Annotated in this window: 13 protein-coding genes; 10 read left to right on the top strand and 3 right to left on the bottom strand. The window is 71.6% G+C overall.

Annotated features, from left to right (window positions below; translation table 11 throughout):
• Positions 1-29: 29 nt before the first annotated feature.
• The gene (locus ABD932_RS16560; RefSeq protein WP_345013303.1) at positions 30-2174 is read left to right on the top strand and encodes a HEAT repeat domain-containing protein; all 2145 of its coding nucleotides are present in this window, start codon (positions 30-32) and stop codon (positions 2172-2174) included.
• A 121-nt stretch (positions 2175-2295) separates the two neighbouring features.
• Here ABD932_RS16560 and ligD read toward each other — a convergent pair whose 3' ends face one another.
• Positions 2296-3321, bottom strand: coding sequence for a non-homologous end-joining DNA ligase (gene ligD / locus ABD932_RS16555; RefSeq protein ID WP_345013302.1), 1026 nt, complete (start codon positions 3319-3321; stop codon positions 2296-2298).
• 74 nt (positions 3322-3395) lie between these two features.
• On the opposite strand from ligD, the gene ABD932_RS16550 reads away from it, so the two are divergent.
• Complete coding sequence (locus tag ABD932_RS16550; protein ID WP_345013300.1) at positions 3396-4466, top strand: ATP-dependent DNA ligase; 1071 nt, start codon at positions 3396-3398, stop codon at positions 4464-4466.
• Between the two features lie 288 nt (positions 4467-4754).
• Here ABD932_RS16550 and ABD932_RS16545 read toward each other — a convergent pair whose 3' ends face one another.
• Positions 4755-5945, bottom strand: a complete 1191-nt coding sequence (locus tag ABD932_RS16545) for a zinc-dependent alcohol dehydrogenase (RefSeq protein ID WP_345013298.1) — start codon at positions 5943-5945, stop codon at positions 4755-4757.
• A 221-nt stretch (positions 5946-6166) separates the two neighbouring features.
• On the opposite strand from ABD932_RS16545, the gene ABD932_RS16540 reads away from it, so the two are divergent.
• A complete protein-coding gene (locus ABD932_RS16540) occupies positions 6167-7159 on the top strand; it encodes a DUF3048 domain-containing protein (protein WP_345013296.1) in 993 nt (330 codons plus the stop codon).
• 99 nt (positions 7160-7258) lie between these two features.
• On the opposite strand, the gene ABD932_RS16535 is transcribed toward ABD932_RS16540, so the two are convergent.
• Positions 7259-7723, bottom strand: coding sequence for a MarR family winged helix-turn-helix transcriptional regulator (locus tag ABD932_RS16535; protein WP_250086494.1), 465 nt, complete (start codon positions 7721-7723; stop codon positions 7259-7261).
• Positions 7724-7935: 212 nt separating this feature from the next.
• On the opposite strand from ABD932_RS16535, the gene ABD932_RS16530 reads away from it, so the two are divergent.
• The 7 genes from ABD932_RS16530 to pcaDC are packed head-to-tail and all read left to right on the top strand — an operon-like array spanning position 7936 to position 14427.
• Entirely contained in the window at positions 7936-8715 is a 780-nt protein-coding gene (locus ABD932_RS16530) for a CoA transferase subunit A (protein WP_345013293.1), read from the top strand.
• A 2-nt stretch (positions 8716-8717) separates the two neighbouring features.
• Positions 8718-9362 carry a CoA transferase subunit B gene (locus ABD932_RS16525; RefSeq protein WP_345013291.1) on the top strand — a complete coding sequence of 215 codons (645 nt, stop codon included), beginning with the start codon at positions 8718-8720 and terminating at the stop codon, positions 9360-9362.
• Entirely contained in the window at positions 9359-10561 is a 1203-nt protein-coding gene (locus tag ABD932_RS16520; protein WP_345013289.1) for a thiolase family protein, read from the top strand. The genes ABD932_RS16525 and ABD932_RS16520 overlap by 4 nt, the downstream gene beginning before the upstream one ends.
• A 34-nt stretch (positions 10562-10595) precedes the next feature.
• Positions 10596-11369, top strand: coding sequence for a protocatechuate 3,4-dioxygenase subunit beta (gene pcaH, locus ABD932_RS16515; protein WP_345013287.1), 774 nt, complete (start codon positions 10596-10598; stop codon positions 11367-11369).
• Positions 11370-11375: 6 nt separating this feature from the next.
• The gene (gene pcaG / locus ABD932_RS16510) at positions 11376-11981 is read left to right on the top strand and encodes a protocatechuate 3,4-dioxygenase subunit alpha (protein ID WP_345013285.1); all 606 of its coding nucleotides are present in this window, start codon (positions 11376-11378) and stop codon (positions 11979-11981) included.
• Positions 11978-13312, top strand: coding sequence for a 3-carboxy-cis,cis-muconate cycloisomerase (gene pcaB / locus ABD932_RS16505; protein ID WP_345013283.1), 1335 nt, complete (start codon positions 11978-11980; stop codon positions 13310-13312). Before pcaG ends, pcaB begins: the two co-directional genes overlap by 4 nt.
• Positions 13309-14427 carry a bifunctional 3-oxoadipate enol-lactonase/4-carboxymuconolactone decarboxylase PcaDC gene (pcaDC, locus tag ABD932_RS16500; RefSeq protein ID WP_345013281.1) on the top strand — a complete coding sequence of 373 codons (1119 nt, stop codon included), beginning with the start codon at positions 13309-13311 and terminating at the stop codon, positions 14425-14427. Before pcaB ends, pcaDC begins: the two co-directional genes overlap by 4 nt.
• Positions 14428-14489 lie beyond the last annotated feature (62 nt).

The raw sequence follows: 14489 nt of genomic DNA, 5'->3' as shown, positions 1-14489 counted from the left end.
GTCAGTGGCGTACGGCATGCTGTCGATCAGTGGCAGCCCGCCGTACGCCACTGCGCAACGGGGAGGAAGACGTGTTCACGGGGATCGACGACGTCGACTGGGCGTCACTGGGCCATGCGTACACCGAGTCGGCGACGGACGTGCCGGACCTGCTGCGAGGGCTGGCCTCGGACGACCCGGCCCGTCGGGAGGTGGCGCTGGACGGTATGTACGGGGCGCTGCACCACCAGGGGGACGTGTACGACAGCACGGTCGCCTGCATACCGTTCCTCTTCGAGCTCGTGACCACCGAGGCGGTCGCCGACCGGGGTGCGGTCGTGCACCTGCTGTGCAGCATCGCGGGTGAGCGGGAGCCGGACCCGGAGGAGATCGGCGGTCTCTTCGAGGACGAGGCGGAGGACGCCGAGTACGTCCAGCCGTATCTGGACGCCTGGGCGACGGTCCGTGGGTGCGCGGACGTTTTCCTGGGCCTGCTCGCCGATCCCGACGCCGAGGTGCGCGCGGCCGCCGCCACGGCGCTGGCCCATGTGCACCCGGAGCCGGGCCGGGTTCTCGCCGCGCTGCGGGAGCGGCTGACCGTCGAGCGGGATCCGGAGGCCGTGGGCGCCCTCGTCGAAGCGATCGGCCGGCTGGGCGCCGACCACCGGGACACGCTCGGCGCCGAGGCGGGCGCGGTGCTGCAGGAGGTCGTGGCCGTCGCGTCCCACCCCGAGCAGCGCCTGGCGGGACTGGTCCAACTGGCGCGCTGCGGGCCCGCGTCACTGCCCGAGGACCTGGTGGAGACCGTCCTGGGCGTCATGCGGATCGCCTACGAGCAGAAGGTGTCCGCAGCGGAGCAGCCGACCGCGCCGGAGCGCCCCGGCACGGACACGATGGTGTCTTATCTGCGCGGACTGGAGGCCGCACAGCGCCGGAGCGTCGACTCTTCGAGGGCCGGCGACCTCCTGGAGGAGCTGCACAGGGCGCTCGGTGACCATACGGATCCCAGGTTCGACCTCCTCGTCGGGCAGCTGCAGAGCCCGGACTGGGGCCAGCGCATGGCGGCGGTCGACATGGCGGGCACGCTGTTGACGGGGTGGCGGGCGCCCAACGACCTGCCGGTCGCGCTGCTCGCCCGCCAGTTGGCCGAGGGCGAACCCGAGCTCTCCCACCGGACCCTGAGCGAGCTGTGCAACGTGGCTCCGGTCGCCGGCGTCGTCGCGGACGTCCTCGCCGTGTGTGTGCGGGAATGGGGCGACACCTGGCAACCGGAGAGCTGGGAGCGGGCCCTCTTCGGCAAGGCGCTGCAGGCGCTGGCGCTTCAGGGCGACGAACAGGCCGTCCCCGCGCTGACCGAGGTGCTGGCGCGGGAGGGCACCGTCCCGGAGTACCTGAGCAGGTGGGTCGGACGGATCGGCAGCGAGGCCGCCGCGCCACTGGTGCCGGTGTTGCACCGCCGGCTCGGGGCAGTGCCGCCCGACCGCCACACGCGCTCGACGGAGCGGCTGATCGCGGCGCTCGATGTGCTCGCCCGCCCCGAGTCCCTGCCCCTATTCATCGAGATGGTCGAGTCCGACACCTGGCGCAGCGGTCCGGCGGTGCGCGCCCTTGCCCGGTACGGACCTGCGGCGGCCGAAGCGGCCCCTCGGCTGCGGGAGTTGATCGCTTCCTCGTCAAAGTCGCTCACCCTTCGACTGGACGCGGCAAGGGCCCTACTGGCGGTGACCGGCGAGGCCGAGCCCCTCCTGACCCGGATCCTGCCCCTGGTCCGGGAGGGCATGGAATCGCACCAGTGGCCCACGGAGAACAGCGCCCTGAAGACAGCCGCCGCGCTGGGCCCGGCAGGCGCGCCGCTGGCCCCGCGGTTGCGGGAACTGGTCGCGAGACGCGACTCGTCCAAGGACGTGATGGTGGCCCTGTGGAAGGTCACCCGGGACGCGGACGAGATGCTGCCGATCCTGCTCGCCAACTGGACGGCGTTCCCGAGGATCCGGCCGGACATCGTCGCCTGCCTGATCGAGATGGGCCCCGCGGCCGCATCCGCTCTTCCCCTCATACGCGAGGAGTTGTCCTCCGCACGCCGTCACAACAACGACAGCCGCGACGACGACAGAAGGAACGTCCGGTACGACGTCGCCGCGGACGAGAGGCTGCTGAGGGACTGCCGTCGGCTGGTGGCGGCGCTGGAGGTCTGATCCGACGCAGGAAGTCTGATCCGAGGGAGGATGCGCACGGCTGTCGGCCTCGCCGCGCCGTCCGACCATGTCCCTGGCTCGTCCGGCCTCCTGGCCCCTGGGTCCGCCCGGCCTGGCTCCTTCAGTCCGTCCGGTCCGGCTCCTTCTTCGCCCGACTCGGCTGCACCCGCTTGGGCTCCCCCGGCATCTTCGGGTACTCGGGCGGGTACGGCAGATCGCCCAGCCCGTGGTCGCGTTCGTCCTTGTTGGCCAGTTCCAGCAGGGCGTCCAGGGAGAAGCGGTGGTCGTCCATGTCGGCGTGTACGTCGCCGAGTTCGGCGAAGCGGGCCGGCATCGTCGCGATGTCGAAGTCCTGGGGATGCGCCACCCCGACCTCCTCCCAGCGCAGGGGTGCGGAGACCGGGGCGTGCGGGCGGGGGCGTACCGAGTAGGCGGAGGCGATGGTGCGGTCGCGGGCCGTCTGGTTGTAGTCGATGAAGATGCGCTCGCCCCGCTCCTCCTTCCACCACTTGATCGTCACCTGCTCCGGCATCCGGCGTTCCAGCTCCCGGCCCACCGCGATGGCGGCGCGCCTTACCTGGGTGAAGGTCCAGCGCGGCTCGATCGGCACGAAGACGTGCAGGCCGCGGCCGCCGGAGGTCTTGGGCCAGCCGCGCAGGCCGCCGAACTCGTCGAGGACGGCGCGCAGTTCGTGGGCGGCGCGGACGGCGTCGTCGAAGTCGGTGCCGGGCTGTGGGTCGAGGTCGATGCGGAGTTCGTCGGGGCGGTCGACGTCGTCGCGGCGCACCGGCCAGGGGTGGAAGGTGAGCGTGCCGTACTGCGCGGCCCACAGGACGGCGGCCTCCTCGGTGGGGCACATCTCGTCGGCGCTGCGGCCGCTGGGGAAGGTGATGTGGGCGGTGGGGATCCAGTCGGGCATGTTCTTGGGCGCCCGTTTCTGGAAGAACCACTCTCCGGTCACACCGTCCGGGTAGCGCTCCAGGGTGGTGGGACGGTTGCGCAGGGCGCGCAGGATGCCGGGGCCGACGGCGACGTAGTACTGGGCGAGGTCCAGCTTGGTGAAACCGCGCTCCGGGAAGAAGATCTTGGCCGGGTTGGACAGGCGCACGGTTCTGCCGCCCGCCTCAAGCTCCACCGCTTCGCCCATGCGAGCCACGGTAGGCCCACCGCCCACGCCTCGCACACTGGGCGGCAGCTGCCGTATGCGCGCAGAATCGGACCATGGACCTTCCGGTGATGCCGCCCGTGAAGCCGATGCTCGCCAAGTCGGTGGCGAAGATCCCGCCGGGCATGCAGTACGAGGCGAAGTGGGACGGGTTCCGGGCGATCGTGTTCCGGGACGGGGACGAGGTCGAGCTGGGCAGCCGTACCACAAAGTCGCTGACCAGGTACTTTCCCGAGCTGGCGGCGGGATTGAAGGAGCGGTTGCCGGAGCGGTGCGTGCTGGACGGGGAGATCGTCATCGCGCGCGAGGGGCGGCTGGACTTCGACGCGCTCACCGAGCGCATCCACCCGGCCGACTCCCGGGTGCGGATGCTGGCCGAGAGGACGCCGGCGTCGTTCGTGGTCTTCGATCTGCTGGCGCTGGCGGACCGGTCGCTGCTGGAGACGCCACTGGCGGACCGGAGGGCGCTGCTCACCATGGCGTTGTCCGGGGCGACGGCGCCGGTGCACGTGGCGCCGGCCACGACCGACGTCGAGACGGCCCAGGGGTGGTTCGAGCAGTACGAGGGGGCCGGGCTGGACGGTGTCATCGCCAAGCCGCTCACCCTGCGCTATCTCCAGGACGAGCGCGCCATGTTCAAGATCAAACACGAGCGGACTGCGGACGTCGTCGTCGCGGGGTACCGCCTGCACAAGAGCGGACCGGTCGTGGGCTCCCTGTTGCTCGGTCTCCACGACGACCGGGGCACCCTCCAGCATGTGGGCGTGTCGGCCGCGTTCTCCATGAAGCGGCGCGCCGAGCTGGTCGAGGAACTGGAGCCACTGCGCATGGACGACGTAGCGGGGCACCCGTGGGCGGCCTGGTCGGACGAGGCGGCCCATGAGTCGGCCCGGCTGCCGGGCGCGCCGAGCCGCTGGTCGGGCAAGAAGGACCTGTCCTGGGTGCCGCTCCGGCCGGAGCGGGTGGCCGAGGTGGCGTACGACCACATGGAGAACGGCGTCCGCTTCCGGCACACGGCCCGCTTCCGCCGCTGGCGCCCGGACCGCACCCCCGAGAGCTGCACCTACGCGCAGCTGGAGGAGCCGGTCCGCTACGACCTCGCGGAGATCTTCGCACCGCAGGCCTGAGTCGCGGAGTGCCCGAGTCGCCGCGTACCCCAAGTCGCCGCAGGTCCGAGTCCCGGCAGGCCCCACTGCCGCAGACCCAGTCACGCAGACCCGAGTCGCGTACCTCAGTCACCACAGGACCGAGCCACCGCCTGCCCCACCTCGCCGCAGGCCCCAGTCCCCGCAGGCCCCACTGCCGCGGGCCCGACTCGCCGCGCGTATTTCAGCCTCCGCGTGCCCCAGGTCGGGGTGCCGACCCCAGTTCCGCAGGCCCGAGCCCCCACGTATCCGCGTCACCGCAGCCCAGCCTCAGGGCTTCATCAGCACCTTGACCGCACCCTCCTGCTTCCGCTGGAACATCTCGTACGCGTGCGGGGCGTCGCTCAGCGGAACGCGGTGGGTGGCGAAGTCGTCGACGCCGAGGGGGTCCTCGTCCGTCAGGTACGGCATGATGTCGTCGCTCCAGCGGCGCACGTTGGCCTGTCCCATTCGGATCTGGAGCTGCTTGTCGAACAGGGTGAGCAGCGGCATCGGGTCCGCGGTGCCGCCGTACACACCGGACAGAGAGATCGTGCCGCCACGCCGGACCAGGTCGATGGCGGTGTGGAGGGCGGCGAGCCGGTCGAGGCTGAAGCGTTCGGCGAGCGGGCCGCTCAGCTTCCGCGGCAGCATCGTCGAGGCCTGCTGGGCCAGCCGGGCGGCCGCGCTGCCGTGTGCCTCCGTGCCGACTGCGTCGATCACGGCGTCGGGGCCGCGACCGTCGGTCTCGTCGCGGATGGCGGCGACGAGTTCCTTCTCGTCGTGGAAGCTCCGCAGGTCGAAGGTCTCGACACCCCGTTCACGCGCCCGCTGCAGCCGCTCGGGGACCAGGTCCACCCCGAAGACGCGCCCCGCGCCCCGCACTTGGGCGACCCGGCAGGCCATGTCGCCGATGGGGCCGAGGCCGAGCACGGCGATGCTGCCGCCCTCCGGGACCTCGGCGTAGCGGACCGCCTGCCAGGCGGTGGGCAGGACGTCGGAGAGATAGACGAACCGGTCGTCGGGTGGCCCGTGCGGGATCTTGATCGGACCGAACTGCGCCTGCGGAACCCGCAGGTACTCGGCCTGGGCGCCCGGCACCGCGCCGTACAGCCGGGTGTAGCCGAACAGGGCGGCGCCCATGCCCTCGCCGGTGACCTGGGTGGTCTCGCACTGGGTCGGCAGCCCGGTCAGGCACATCCAGCAGTTGCCACAGGCGATCTGGAAGGGCACCACGACCCGGTCGCCCGCCTGCAGGTCCGGCACCGCGGCGCCGACCTCCTCGACGATGCCGATCGGCTCGTGGCCGAGGATGTCGCCCGGGGTCATGAACGGCGTGAGCACCTCGTACAGATGCAGGTCGGAGCCGCACAGTCCGCTGGACGTGATGCGGATGATCGCGTCCGTCGGCTCATGGATCCGGGGATCCGGCACGTTCTCCACGCGCACGTCACGCTTGCCCTGCCAGGTCACTGCCCTCATCGCCGCGCGCTCCCTCCGTCACTGGTGCGCGTCCGCGCGTCCGCGCGTCCGGTGGCCGCCGGGTACCCCGGCGCTCCCCGGCCGAATCCACCGGTCGGCCGCCCGGCCAGGGCCGATCGGCGGATCGAAAGTGTGCGGTCGCAGCCACGCAGGTATGGGCAACTATGAAGTGATAAGCACACAATTAATGAGACGGACCGGGCGGGTGGTGGCGGGTGGCCATGATGGTCAGGCAACGAGCGACGCGCACGAGACGCACCACGACGACGGCGCTGCTGGCCGCCGCACTGGCCGCGTCCCTGGCGGCCGGCTGCACGACGTCCGACGGCCCACGCGACGACGGCCGCGGCCGGGAGCAGTCACCGGCGCCGAATGAGAGCGGAAACCGGCAGGCCCAGGGCTCGGTGCTCGCCGTGAAGATCGACAACGTTCGGGCCGCGCGTCCCCACATGGGCCTGAACGAGGCGGACATCGTGTACGTCGAGCAGGTGGAGGCCGGGCTGAGCCGCCTGATGGCGGTGTACGCGCAGAAGCTGCCGAAGACCATCGGGCCGGTGCGCAGCGCCCGCGAGAGCGACCTGGAGCTGCTGGGCCAGTTCGACCGGCCGACGCTCGCCTTCTCCGGGGCGCAGAGCAAGCTCATGCCGCTGATCGACAAGGCGCCGCTGGAGGCGGAGCCGCCCGGCAAGGCCTCCGACGCCTACTTCCGCAGTCCATACCGGCGCTCACCGCACAACCTGTATCTGCGGCCCGGCCGGCTGATGCCCTCGGCACCGGGCACGAAGGCCCTGACGACCGGCTTCCGCTTCGGCGCCGCCCCCGGGGGCGGCAAGGCCGAGACCTCCCGGACGGTGCGCTACCCCGCGGCCCGGCACACGTTCACCTGGTCCGCGAGCCAGAACCGCTGGCTGGTCGCCATGGACGGCACGGCCGCCACGACGACGGACGGCAAGCAGGTGACGGCCTCGACGGTGGTCGTGCAGTACGTGAAGGTGCGCCAGTCCGCGTTCCACGACTTCCTCGGCAACTACACGCCGTACACCGAGACGGTGGGCTCCGGAAAGGCGTCGGTGCTGCGGAATGGTCGCGCCTACGACGACGTGCGGTGGAAGCGTCCGAAGGCCGCGGACGGCACGACGTTCACGACCCGCGACGGAAAACCGATGAACTTCCAGCGCGGCCAGGTGTGGGTGGTGCTCGCGAAGGCGCCCTGAGAAGCCACCCCGAGCAGTCGCTCTGAGTAGGCGCTCCGAGGAGGCATCCTGACGGGACGTTCCGCCTGCCGACGAGCCCTCGGGCACGGAGCCCGCGGATCAGGGCTGTGCGACCAGGGGTTCCGCCGGGTTGCGGAGCCCCTCGGCCGCGTCCGCGACCCGCCGGATCAGGTCGAAGAACAGGTTCTGCTCCTCGGCGGAGAGCGGGGCCAGGAAGACCTGGTTCATCCGGGCCGTGCGGACGGTCAACTTCTTGTGCGTGCGCAGCCCTTCGTCCGTGAGGCGCAGCAGGAAGCGGCGGCCGTCCTGGGGGTCGCGCACCTTGTCGAGCAGCCCGCGGCGACCGAGCCGGCTGATCACCTCGGCGATGGTGGACCGGTCGAGCCCCACCCGCTCCCCCACGGTCCGCTGGTCCAGGCCCGGCTCGGCGACGAGGGTGTTGAGCACGGCGAACTGGGGCGAGGTGATCTCTTCGGAGACCATCGTGTTCCACAGCAGGTAGTGCGCCTGCTGGAGCCGCCGGGCCAGGTGCCCGGGGTGGGTGGTGAGGTCCACGGCGGCCATGCGCGCTCCCCTGGTCGAATTCATCGGTGCACTGAACAATACCCGGCCCCTGCGTGACTGTCTGCGGTGCGCGCACTCCGCCGACACTTGCGTTTACCGGGGCCTTGACGGACTTCCCGCTCCAGTGGCAGCGTGAAGACGAACCTCGCGGAATTAATCAGTGCCCTGACTAACTCGGGTGCTGGGAGCTCGGAAGAGATGGGGCTTCTCGGATGGACAAGGTGGTCGCCACGGCCCTGGAGGCGGTGGCCGATGTCGGCGACGGCGCGTCGCTGGCGGTGGGTGGTTTCGGGCTGAGCGGTGTGCCGAACGTGCTGATCCAGGCCCTGTTCGAGCGGGGTGTGGCCGGTTTGTCGGTCGTCTCCAACAACTGCGGGGCGATGGAGTCCGGCTTGGCGGTGCTCCTGGCTGCGGGGCGGATCGCGCGGGTGACCGGCTCCTACATCGGCGCGAACAAGGAGTTCGCCCGCCAGTACCTGTCCGGGGAGCTGGAGGTCGAGATGATCCCGCAGGGCACGCTGGCCGAGCGGCTGCGGGCCGGCGGCGCCGGGATCCCGGCGTTCTTCACGCCGGCCGGTGTGGGCACGCAGGTCGCCGAGGGCGGGCTGCCCTGGCGGTACGACGGCTCCGGCGGGGTCGCGCTGGCCTCGCCGCCGAAGGAGGTGCGGGAGTTCGACGGCACGGAGTACGTGCTGGAGCGCGGTATCCGCACCGACTTCGCGCTGGTACGGGCCGCGAAGGGCGACCGCCACGGCAACCTGGTCTTCAACAAGTCCTCCCGGAACTTCAACCCGCTGGCCGCGATGGCCGGGCGGGTGACGATCGCCGAGGTCGAGGAACTCGTGGAGCCCGGCGAGATCGACCCGGATGCCGTCCATCTGCCGGGGATCTTCGTCCAGCGGGTCGTGGCGCTCACCCCCGAGCAGGCAACGGACAAGCAGATCGAACGGCGCACGGTTTCCGCGCCCGAGGCACGAGGGACGGTGGGCTAGTCATGGCGTGGACGCGGGAAGAGATGGCCGCGCGGGCCGCGCGTGAGCTTCAGGACGGGCAGTACGTCAATCTCGGCATCGGTCTGCCGACGCTGATCCCGAACTACCTGCCGGAGGGCGTGGAGGTGATCCTGGAGTCGGAGAACGGCATCCTGGGCACCGGTCCCTACCCGACCGAGGACCAGGTCGACCCGGACCTGATCAACGCCGGCAAGGAGACCGTCACGGTCCTGCCCGGGGCATCCTTCTTCGACTCGGCACTGTCCTTCTCGATGATCCGCGGCGGACACATCGACGTCGCCGTGCTCGGCGCCATGCAGGTCTCGCAGACCGGCGACCTGGCCAACTGGGCCATCCCCGGCAAGATGATCACCGGGATCGGCGGGGCGATGGACCTGGTGCACGGCGCCCGCACGGTCATCGTCGTGATGACCCACACCGCCAAGGACGGCTCGGCGAAGATCCTCGCCGAGTGCGCGCTGCCGCTCACCGGCAAGGCGTGTGTGAACCGGATCATCACCGACCTCGGCGTCCTGGACGTCACCGACGACGGGCTCGTCCTCGTCGAGACCGCACCCGGCGTGAGCGTCGCCGAGATCATCGCCAAGACCGACGCCAAGCTGACCGTCGCGGAGGCTCTGCTGTGAACACCGTCTACCTCGTCGACGCGGTCCGCACCCCGATCGGCCGCTACAACGGCGGCCTCGCCTCGGTCCGCCCGGACGACCTGGCCGCGCACGCCATCCGTGAACTCGTCGGCCGTACCCCGGAGTTGGACCCGGCCCGGATCGAGGACGTCTACTTCGGCAACGCCAACGGCGCCGGCGAGGAGAACCGCAACGTCGGCCGCATGGCCGCGCTGCTGGCCGGTCTGCCCACCAGCGTGCCGGGCGTGACCGTCAACCGGCTGTGCGCCTCCGGCCTCGAGGCGGTGATCCAGGCGGCCCGCGCGATCGCGGCCGGGGACGCCTCCATCGCCGTAGCAGGTGGTGTCGAGTCCATGACGCGGGCGCCGTACGTGCTGCCCAAGTCGGACAGGCCGTTCCCGGCCGGGCACGCCGAGCTGTACTCCACCACTCTGGGCTGGCGCATGGTCAACCCGAGGATGGACCCGCAATGGACCATCGCGCTCGGGGAGTCGGCCGAGCTGATCGCCGAGAAGCACAAGATCAGCCGCGAGCAGCAGGACGAGTTCGCCCTGAACAGCCACCAGAAGGCAGCGCGCGCCCAGCAGGCCGGGCTGTTCGACGCCGAGATCGCGCCGGTGAGCATTCCGCAGCGCAAGGGCGACCCGAAGGTCTTCGGCGCGGACGAATCCGTACGGCCCGACGCGTCGCTGGAGGCGATGGCAAGGCTGAAGCCGTCGTTCCGCAAGGAGAACGGCACCGTCACCGCGGGCAACGCGTCCCCGCTCAACGACGGCGCCGCCGCCCTGCTGCTGACCGACGAGGAGGGCCTGAAGGCGACCGGCCGCGAGCCCCTCGCCCGGATCTCCGCCACCGGTGTCTCCGCGCTCGACCCGCAGTACTTCGGTCTCGCCCCCGTGGCGGCGGTTACGCGTGCGCTGGCCAAGGCGGGCAAGGGATTCGGCGACCTGTCGGTGCTGGAGCTGAACGAGGCGTTCGCCGCGCAGGTGCTCGGCTGTGTCGCCGAGTGGCCCGAGTTCGACCCGGAGATCCTCAACCCGCAGGGCGGCGCCATCGCCCTCGGCCACCCCCTGGGCGCCTCCGGTGCCCGCCTGGCCGGCACCGTCGCCCACCAACTTGCCCGCAAGGGCAGCGGAGTCGGCGTCGCCACCCTGTGCATCGGCGTCGGCCAAGGCCTCGCCCTCGTCCTCGAGCGCTGAGTCCTCGAACGCCAAGAACCCACGAGGAACCCCCATGACTCTCACGCAGCACGACATCGACCAGGAAATCGCCGCCGAGCGCGCCGCCTACGAGAAGCGGATCGCCGACGGCGCCCCCGTCGAGCACCAGCCGCGCCGCGACTACGCCCCGTACCGGTCCTCGGTCCTGCGCCACCCCAAGCAGCCGCCGATCTCGATCGACGTCACCAAGGACCCGGAGCTGGTGGAGCTGCACTCCCCCGCCTTCGGGGAGCGGGACATCACCGAGATCGACAACGACCTCACCCGGCAGCACACCGGGGAGCCGATCGGTGAGCGGATCACCGTCGAGGGCCGGCTCCTCGACCGCGACGGCCGTCCGATCCGCGGGCAGCTCGTCGAGATCTGGCAGGCCAACTCGGCCGGCCGCTACGCGCACCAGCGCGAGCAGCACGACGCTCCGCTGGACCCGAACTTCACCGGCGTCGGCCGTACGCTGACGGACGACAGCGGCTTCTACCGCTTCACCACCGTCCAGCCGGGCCCGTACCCGTGGCGCCAGCACGTCAACGCCTGGCGGCCGGCCCACATCCACTTCTCGCTGTTCGGTTCGGCGTTCACCCAGCGGCTCGTGACGCAGATGTACTTCCCGAGCGACCCGCTGTTCCCGTACGACCCGATCATCCAGTCGGTGACGGACGACGCGGCCCGGCAGCGGCTGGTGGCGACATACGACCACAACCTGTCGGTGCCCGAGTTCTCGATGGGCTACCACTGGGACATCGTGCTCGACGGCCCGCACGCCACCTGGATCGAAGAAGGACGCTGACCTGCCATGACGAAGATCGACACGAGCCGTCCGGAGACCGTGCTCCCCACTCCGTCGCACACGGTCGGACCCTTCTACGGCCACGCCCTGCCGTTCCCCGGCGGCGGCGACATCGCGCCCGTCGGCCACCCGGACACGATCGTGCTCCAGGGGTACATCCTCGACGGCGAGGGCAACCCGCTCCCGGACGCCTTCGTGGAGCTGTGGGGCGCCGACCCGGACGGCAATGTCCCGCAGGCCGACGGTTCGATGCGGCGCGACCCGGCGAGCGGCGGGTTCCTGGGCCGCAACGGCGTGGAGTTCACCGGCTGGGGGCGGATCCAGACGGACGCGAACGGCCACTGGTCCGCACGGACGCTGCGGCCGGGGGCACGCGGGCAGAGCGCGCCGTACATCAGCGTGTGCGTGTTCGCGCGCGGGCTGCTGGTGCACCTGTTCACGCGGATCTATCTGCCGGGCGACGAGGCGGCGCTGGCCGCCGACCCGCTGCTCGCCCGGCTGGACGAGGCGCGACGCGACACGCTGATCGCCGAGGACCGGGGCGACGGCACATACCGTTTCGACATCCGCCTTCAGGGCGAAGGCGAAACGGTCTTCCTGGAGTTCCAGTGACTTCTGCCGATCCCGACGACACCGGCCTGCTCGCCCCCGGGTGGGCAGGCTCCCCCGCCGCCCGTGCGACCGGCGACACGGCCTGTCTCCAGGCCCTGCTCGACGCGGAGGCCGCCCTCACCCGGGCCCAGGCCGCCCTGGGGCTCGCCCCGGCCGAGGCGGCGTCGGCGGTGACGGAGGCGGCGGACGCCGGCCGCTTCGACGTACGCTCGCTCGCCGAGCGGGCCCGTAGCGGCGGCAACCCGGTCATCCCCCTGGTCGCTGATCTGACGAAGGCGGTCGGTGACGCGTACGGCCCCTACGTCCACCGGGGAGCGACCAGCCAGGACATCATGGACACGGCGTCGATGCTGGTCGCCGTGCGCACGCTCGACCTGGTTCTCGGCGACCTCGACCGCACGCAGCGGGCGCTCGCCCGGCTGGCCGCCGAGCACCGCGACACCGTGATGCCGGGGCGGACGCTCACCCAGCACGCCGTACCGACGACGTTCGGGCTGAAGGCGGCCGGATGGCGGTCGCTGGTGCTCGACGCGCGGGACCGGGTCATCGAGGTACGGGACGGCCTGCCCGCCCAACTAGGCGGTGCCGCCGGGACATTGGCGGCCTTCACGGCGTACGGCACCCAGGACACCGCGGCCCTCACCGTGGCCTTCGCCCGTGAACTCGGCCTCGCTGCGCCGCTCCTCCCCTGGCACACCCTTCGCACACCGATCGCCGATCTCGCCGGCTGCCTGGCCTTCACGGCAGGGGCGCTGGGCAAGATCGCGACGGATGTGCTCGTCCTCGGCCGTACCGAGATCGCCGAGGTCGCCGAGAGCACCGGCGGCGGCTCGTCCGCGATGCCGCACAAGGCCAACCCCGTACGGTCCACGCTGATCGCCGCCGCGGCCAGGCGGGCGCCGCAGCTGGCGGCCACGCTGTACGGGGCGATGGCGGCGGAGGACGAGCGGCCGGCCGGGGCCTGGCACGCCGAGTGGGAGCCGCTCAGGGACCTGCTGCGGCTGGTCGGCGGGGCCGCCCGGGATGCCGTCGAGCTGACCGAGGGACTGCGGGTCGGGTCCGAGGCCATGCGGGAGCACCTGGAGCTCACGCACGGGTTGATCGTCTCCGAGCGGCTGTCGGCCGAGCTGGCCCCTCTGCTGGGGCGGGCCCGCGCCAAGGCCCTGCTCACGGACATCGCCCGGCGGACCTACACCGAGGACCGCTCGTTGGGTGAACTCCTCGCCGAGGAACCCGAGTTGAAGGACGTCGACCTCGACGAGCTCACCGACCCCGCCCGTTACACCGGCTGCGCCGGATCCCTCACCGACCGTGCTCTGGAGCGACGTTGACCGACAAACTCCTCAACCACCGCGCCGAAGGGCCCACTTCCGCACCGCCGCTACTGCTCGGCCCCTCGCTCGGCACGTCGTACGCCCTGTGGGACCAGGTCGCGCCCGAGCTGTCGATCACCCATCGGGTCGTGCGCTGGGACCTGCCGGGGCACGGCGGATCCGCCGCCGACCTCATCGGGGCGGGTGCCACCGTCGGTGACCTCGCCCGCCTGGTGCTCGCGCTCGCCGACTCGCTCGGCATCGAGCGGTTCGCGTACGCGGGTGTCTCGCTCGGCGGTGCGGTGGGGCTGCATCTCGCCGTGCACCACCCGGAGCGGGTCGCGTCCCTGGCCGTGATCTGTTCGTCGGCGCACTTCAACGGTGCGAAGCCGTGGGAGGAGCGGGCCGCACTGGTGCGGCGCGAAGGGCTGTCGGGGCTCGCCGAGGGCGCGAACGCCCGCTGGTTCACCCCCGGGTTCACCGTGCCGGAGCTGGTCCAGGACCACCGCGACGCCGATCCCGCCGCATACGCCGCCTGCTGTGACGCGCTCGCCGCCTTCGACCTGCGGGAGCGGCTGCCGGAGATCTCCTCGCCCACCCTGCTGATCGCCGGCCGCGAGGACCCCGCGACCCCGCCCGCGCATCTGCGGGAGATCGCGGACGCCGTACCGGGTGCCGCGCTCGTCGAGATCCCGGGGGCCTCGCATCTGGCGCCGGCGCAGTGCCCGGAGGCGGTGCTGACCGCCCTGCGCGCGCACTTCGACGGGGGCGCCAAGCGGGGCATGGAAGTGCGGCGCGAGGTGCTCGGCGACGCACACGTGGACCGGGCGCAGGCCCGGCAGACCCCCTTCACCGCACGCTTCCAGGACTTCATCTCGCGCTACGCCTGGGGGGAGATCTGGACCGACCCGACGCTCACCCGCCGCGAGCGCAGCATGATCACCCTGACGGCGCTGGTCGCGCACGGTCACTACGACGAGCTGGCCATGCATGTGCGGGCGGCGCGGCGCAACGGGCTGACGCCGGAGGAGATCGGGGCCGTACTGCTGCAGACGGCGGTGTACTGCGGGGTTCCGGCGGCGAACTCGGCGTTCGCGGCGGCGCAGCGCGTCCTCGCGGAAGAGGAAGGGTGACCCTGCTGGTCGTAGCCTCAGCAGCACCTCGCACATGCCTCCACCCCGTGCCTACGGTGGGA

The sequence above is a fragment of the Streptomyces shaanxiensis genome, assembly GCF_039537145.1.
GTDB lineage: Bacteria > Actinomycetota > Actinomycetes > Streptomycetales > Streptomycetaceae > Streptomyces > Streptomyces shaanxiensis.
This window is presented reverse-complemented; position numbering and strand designations above follow the sequence as displayed.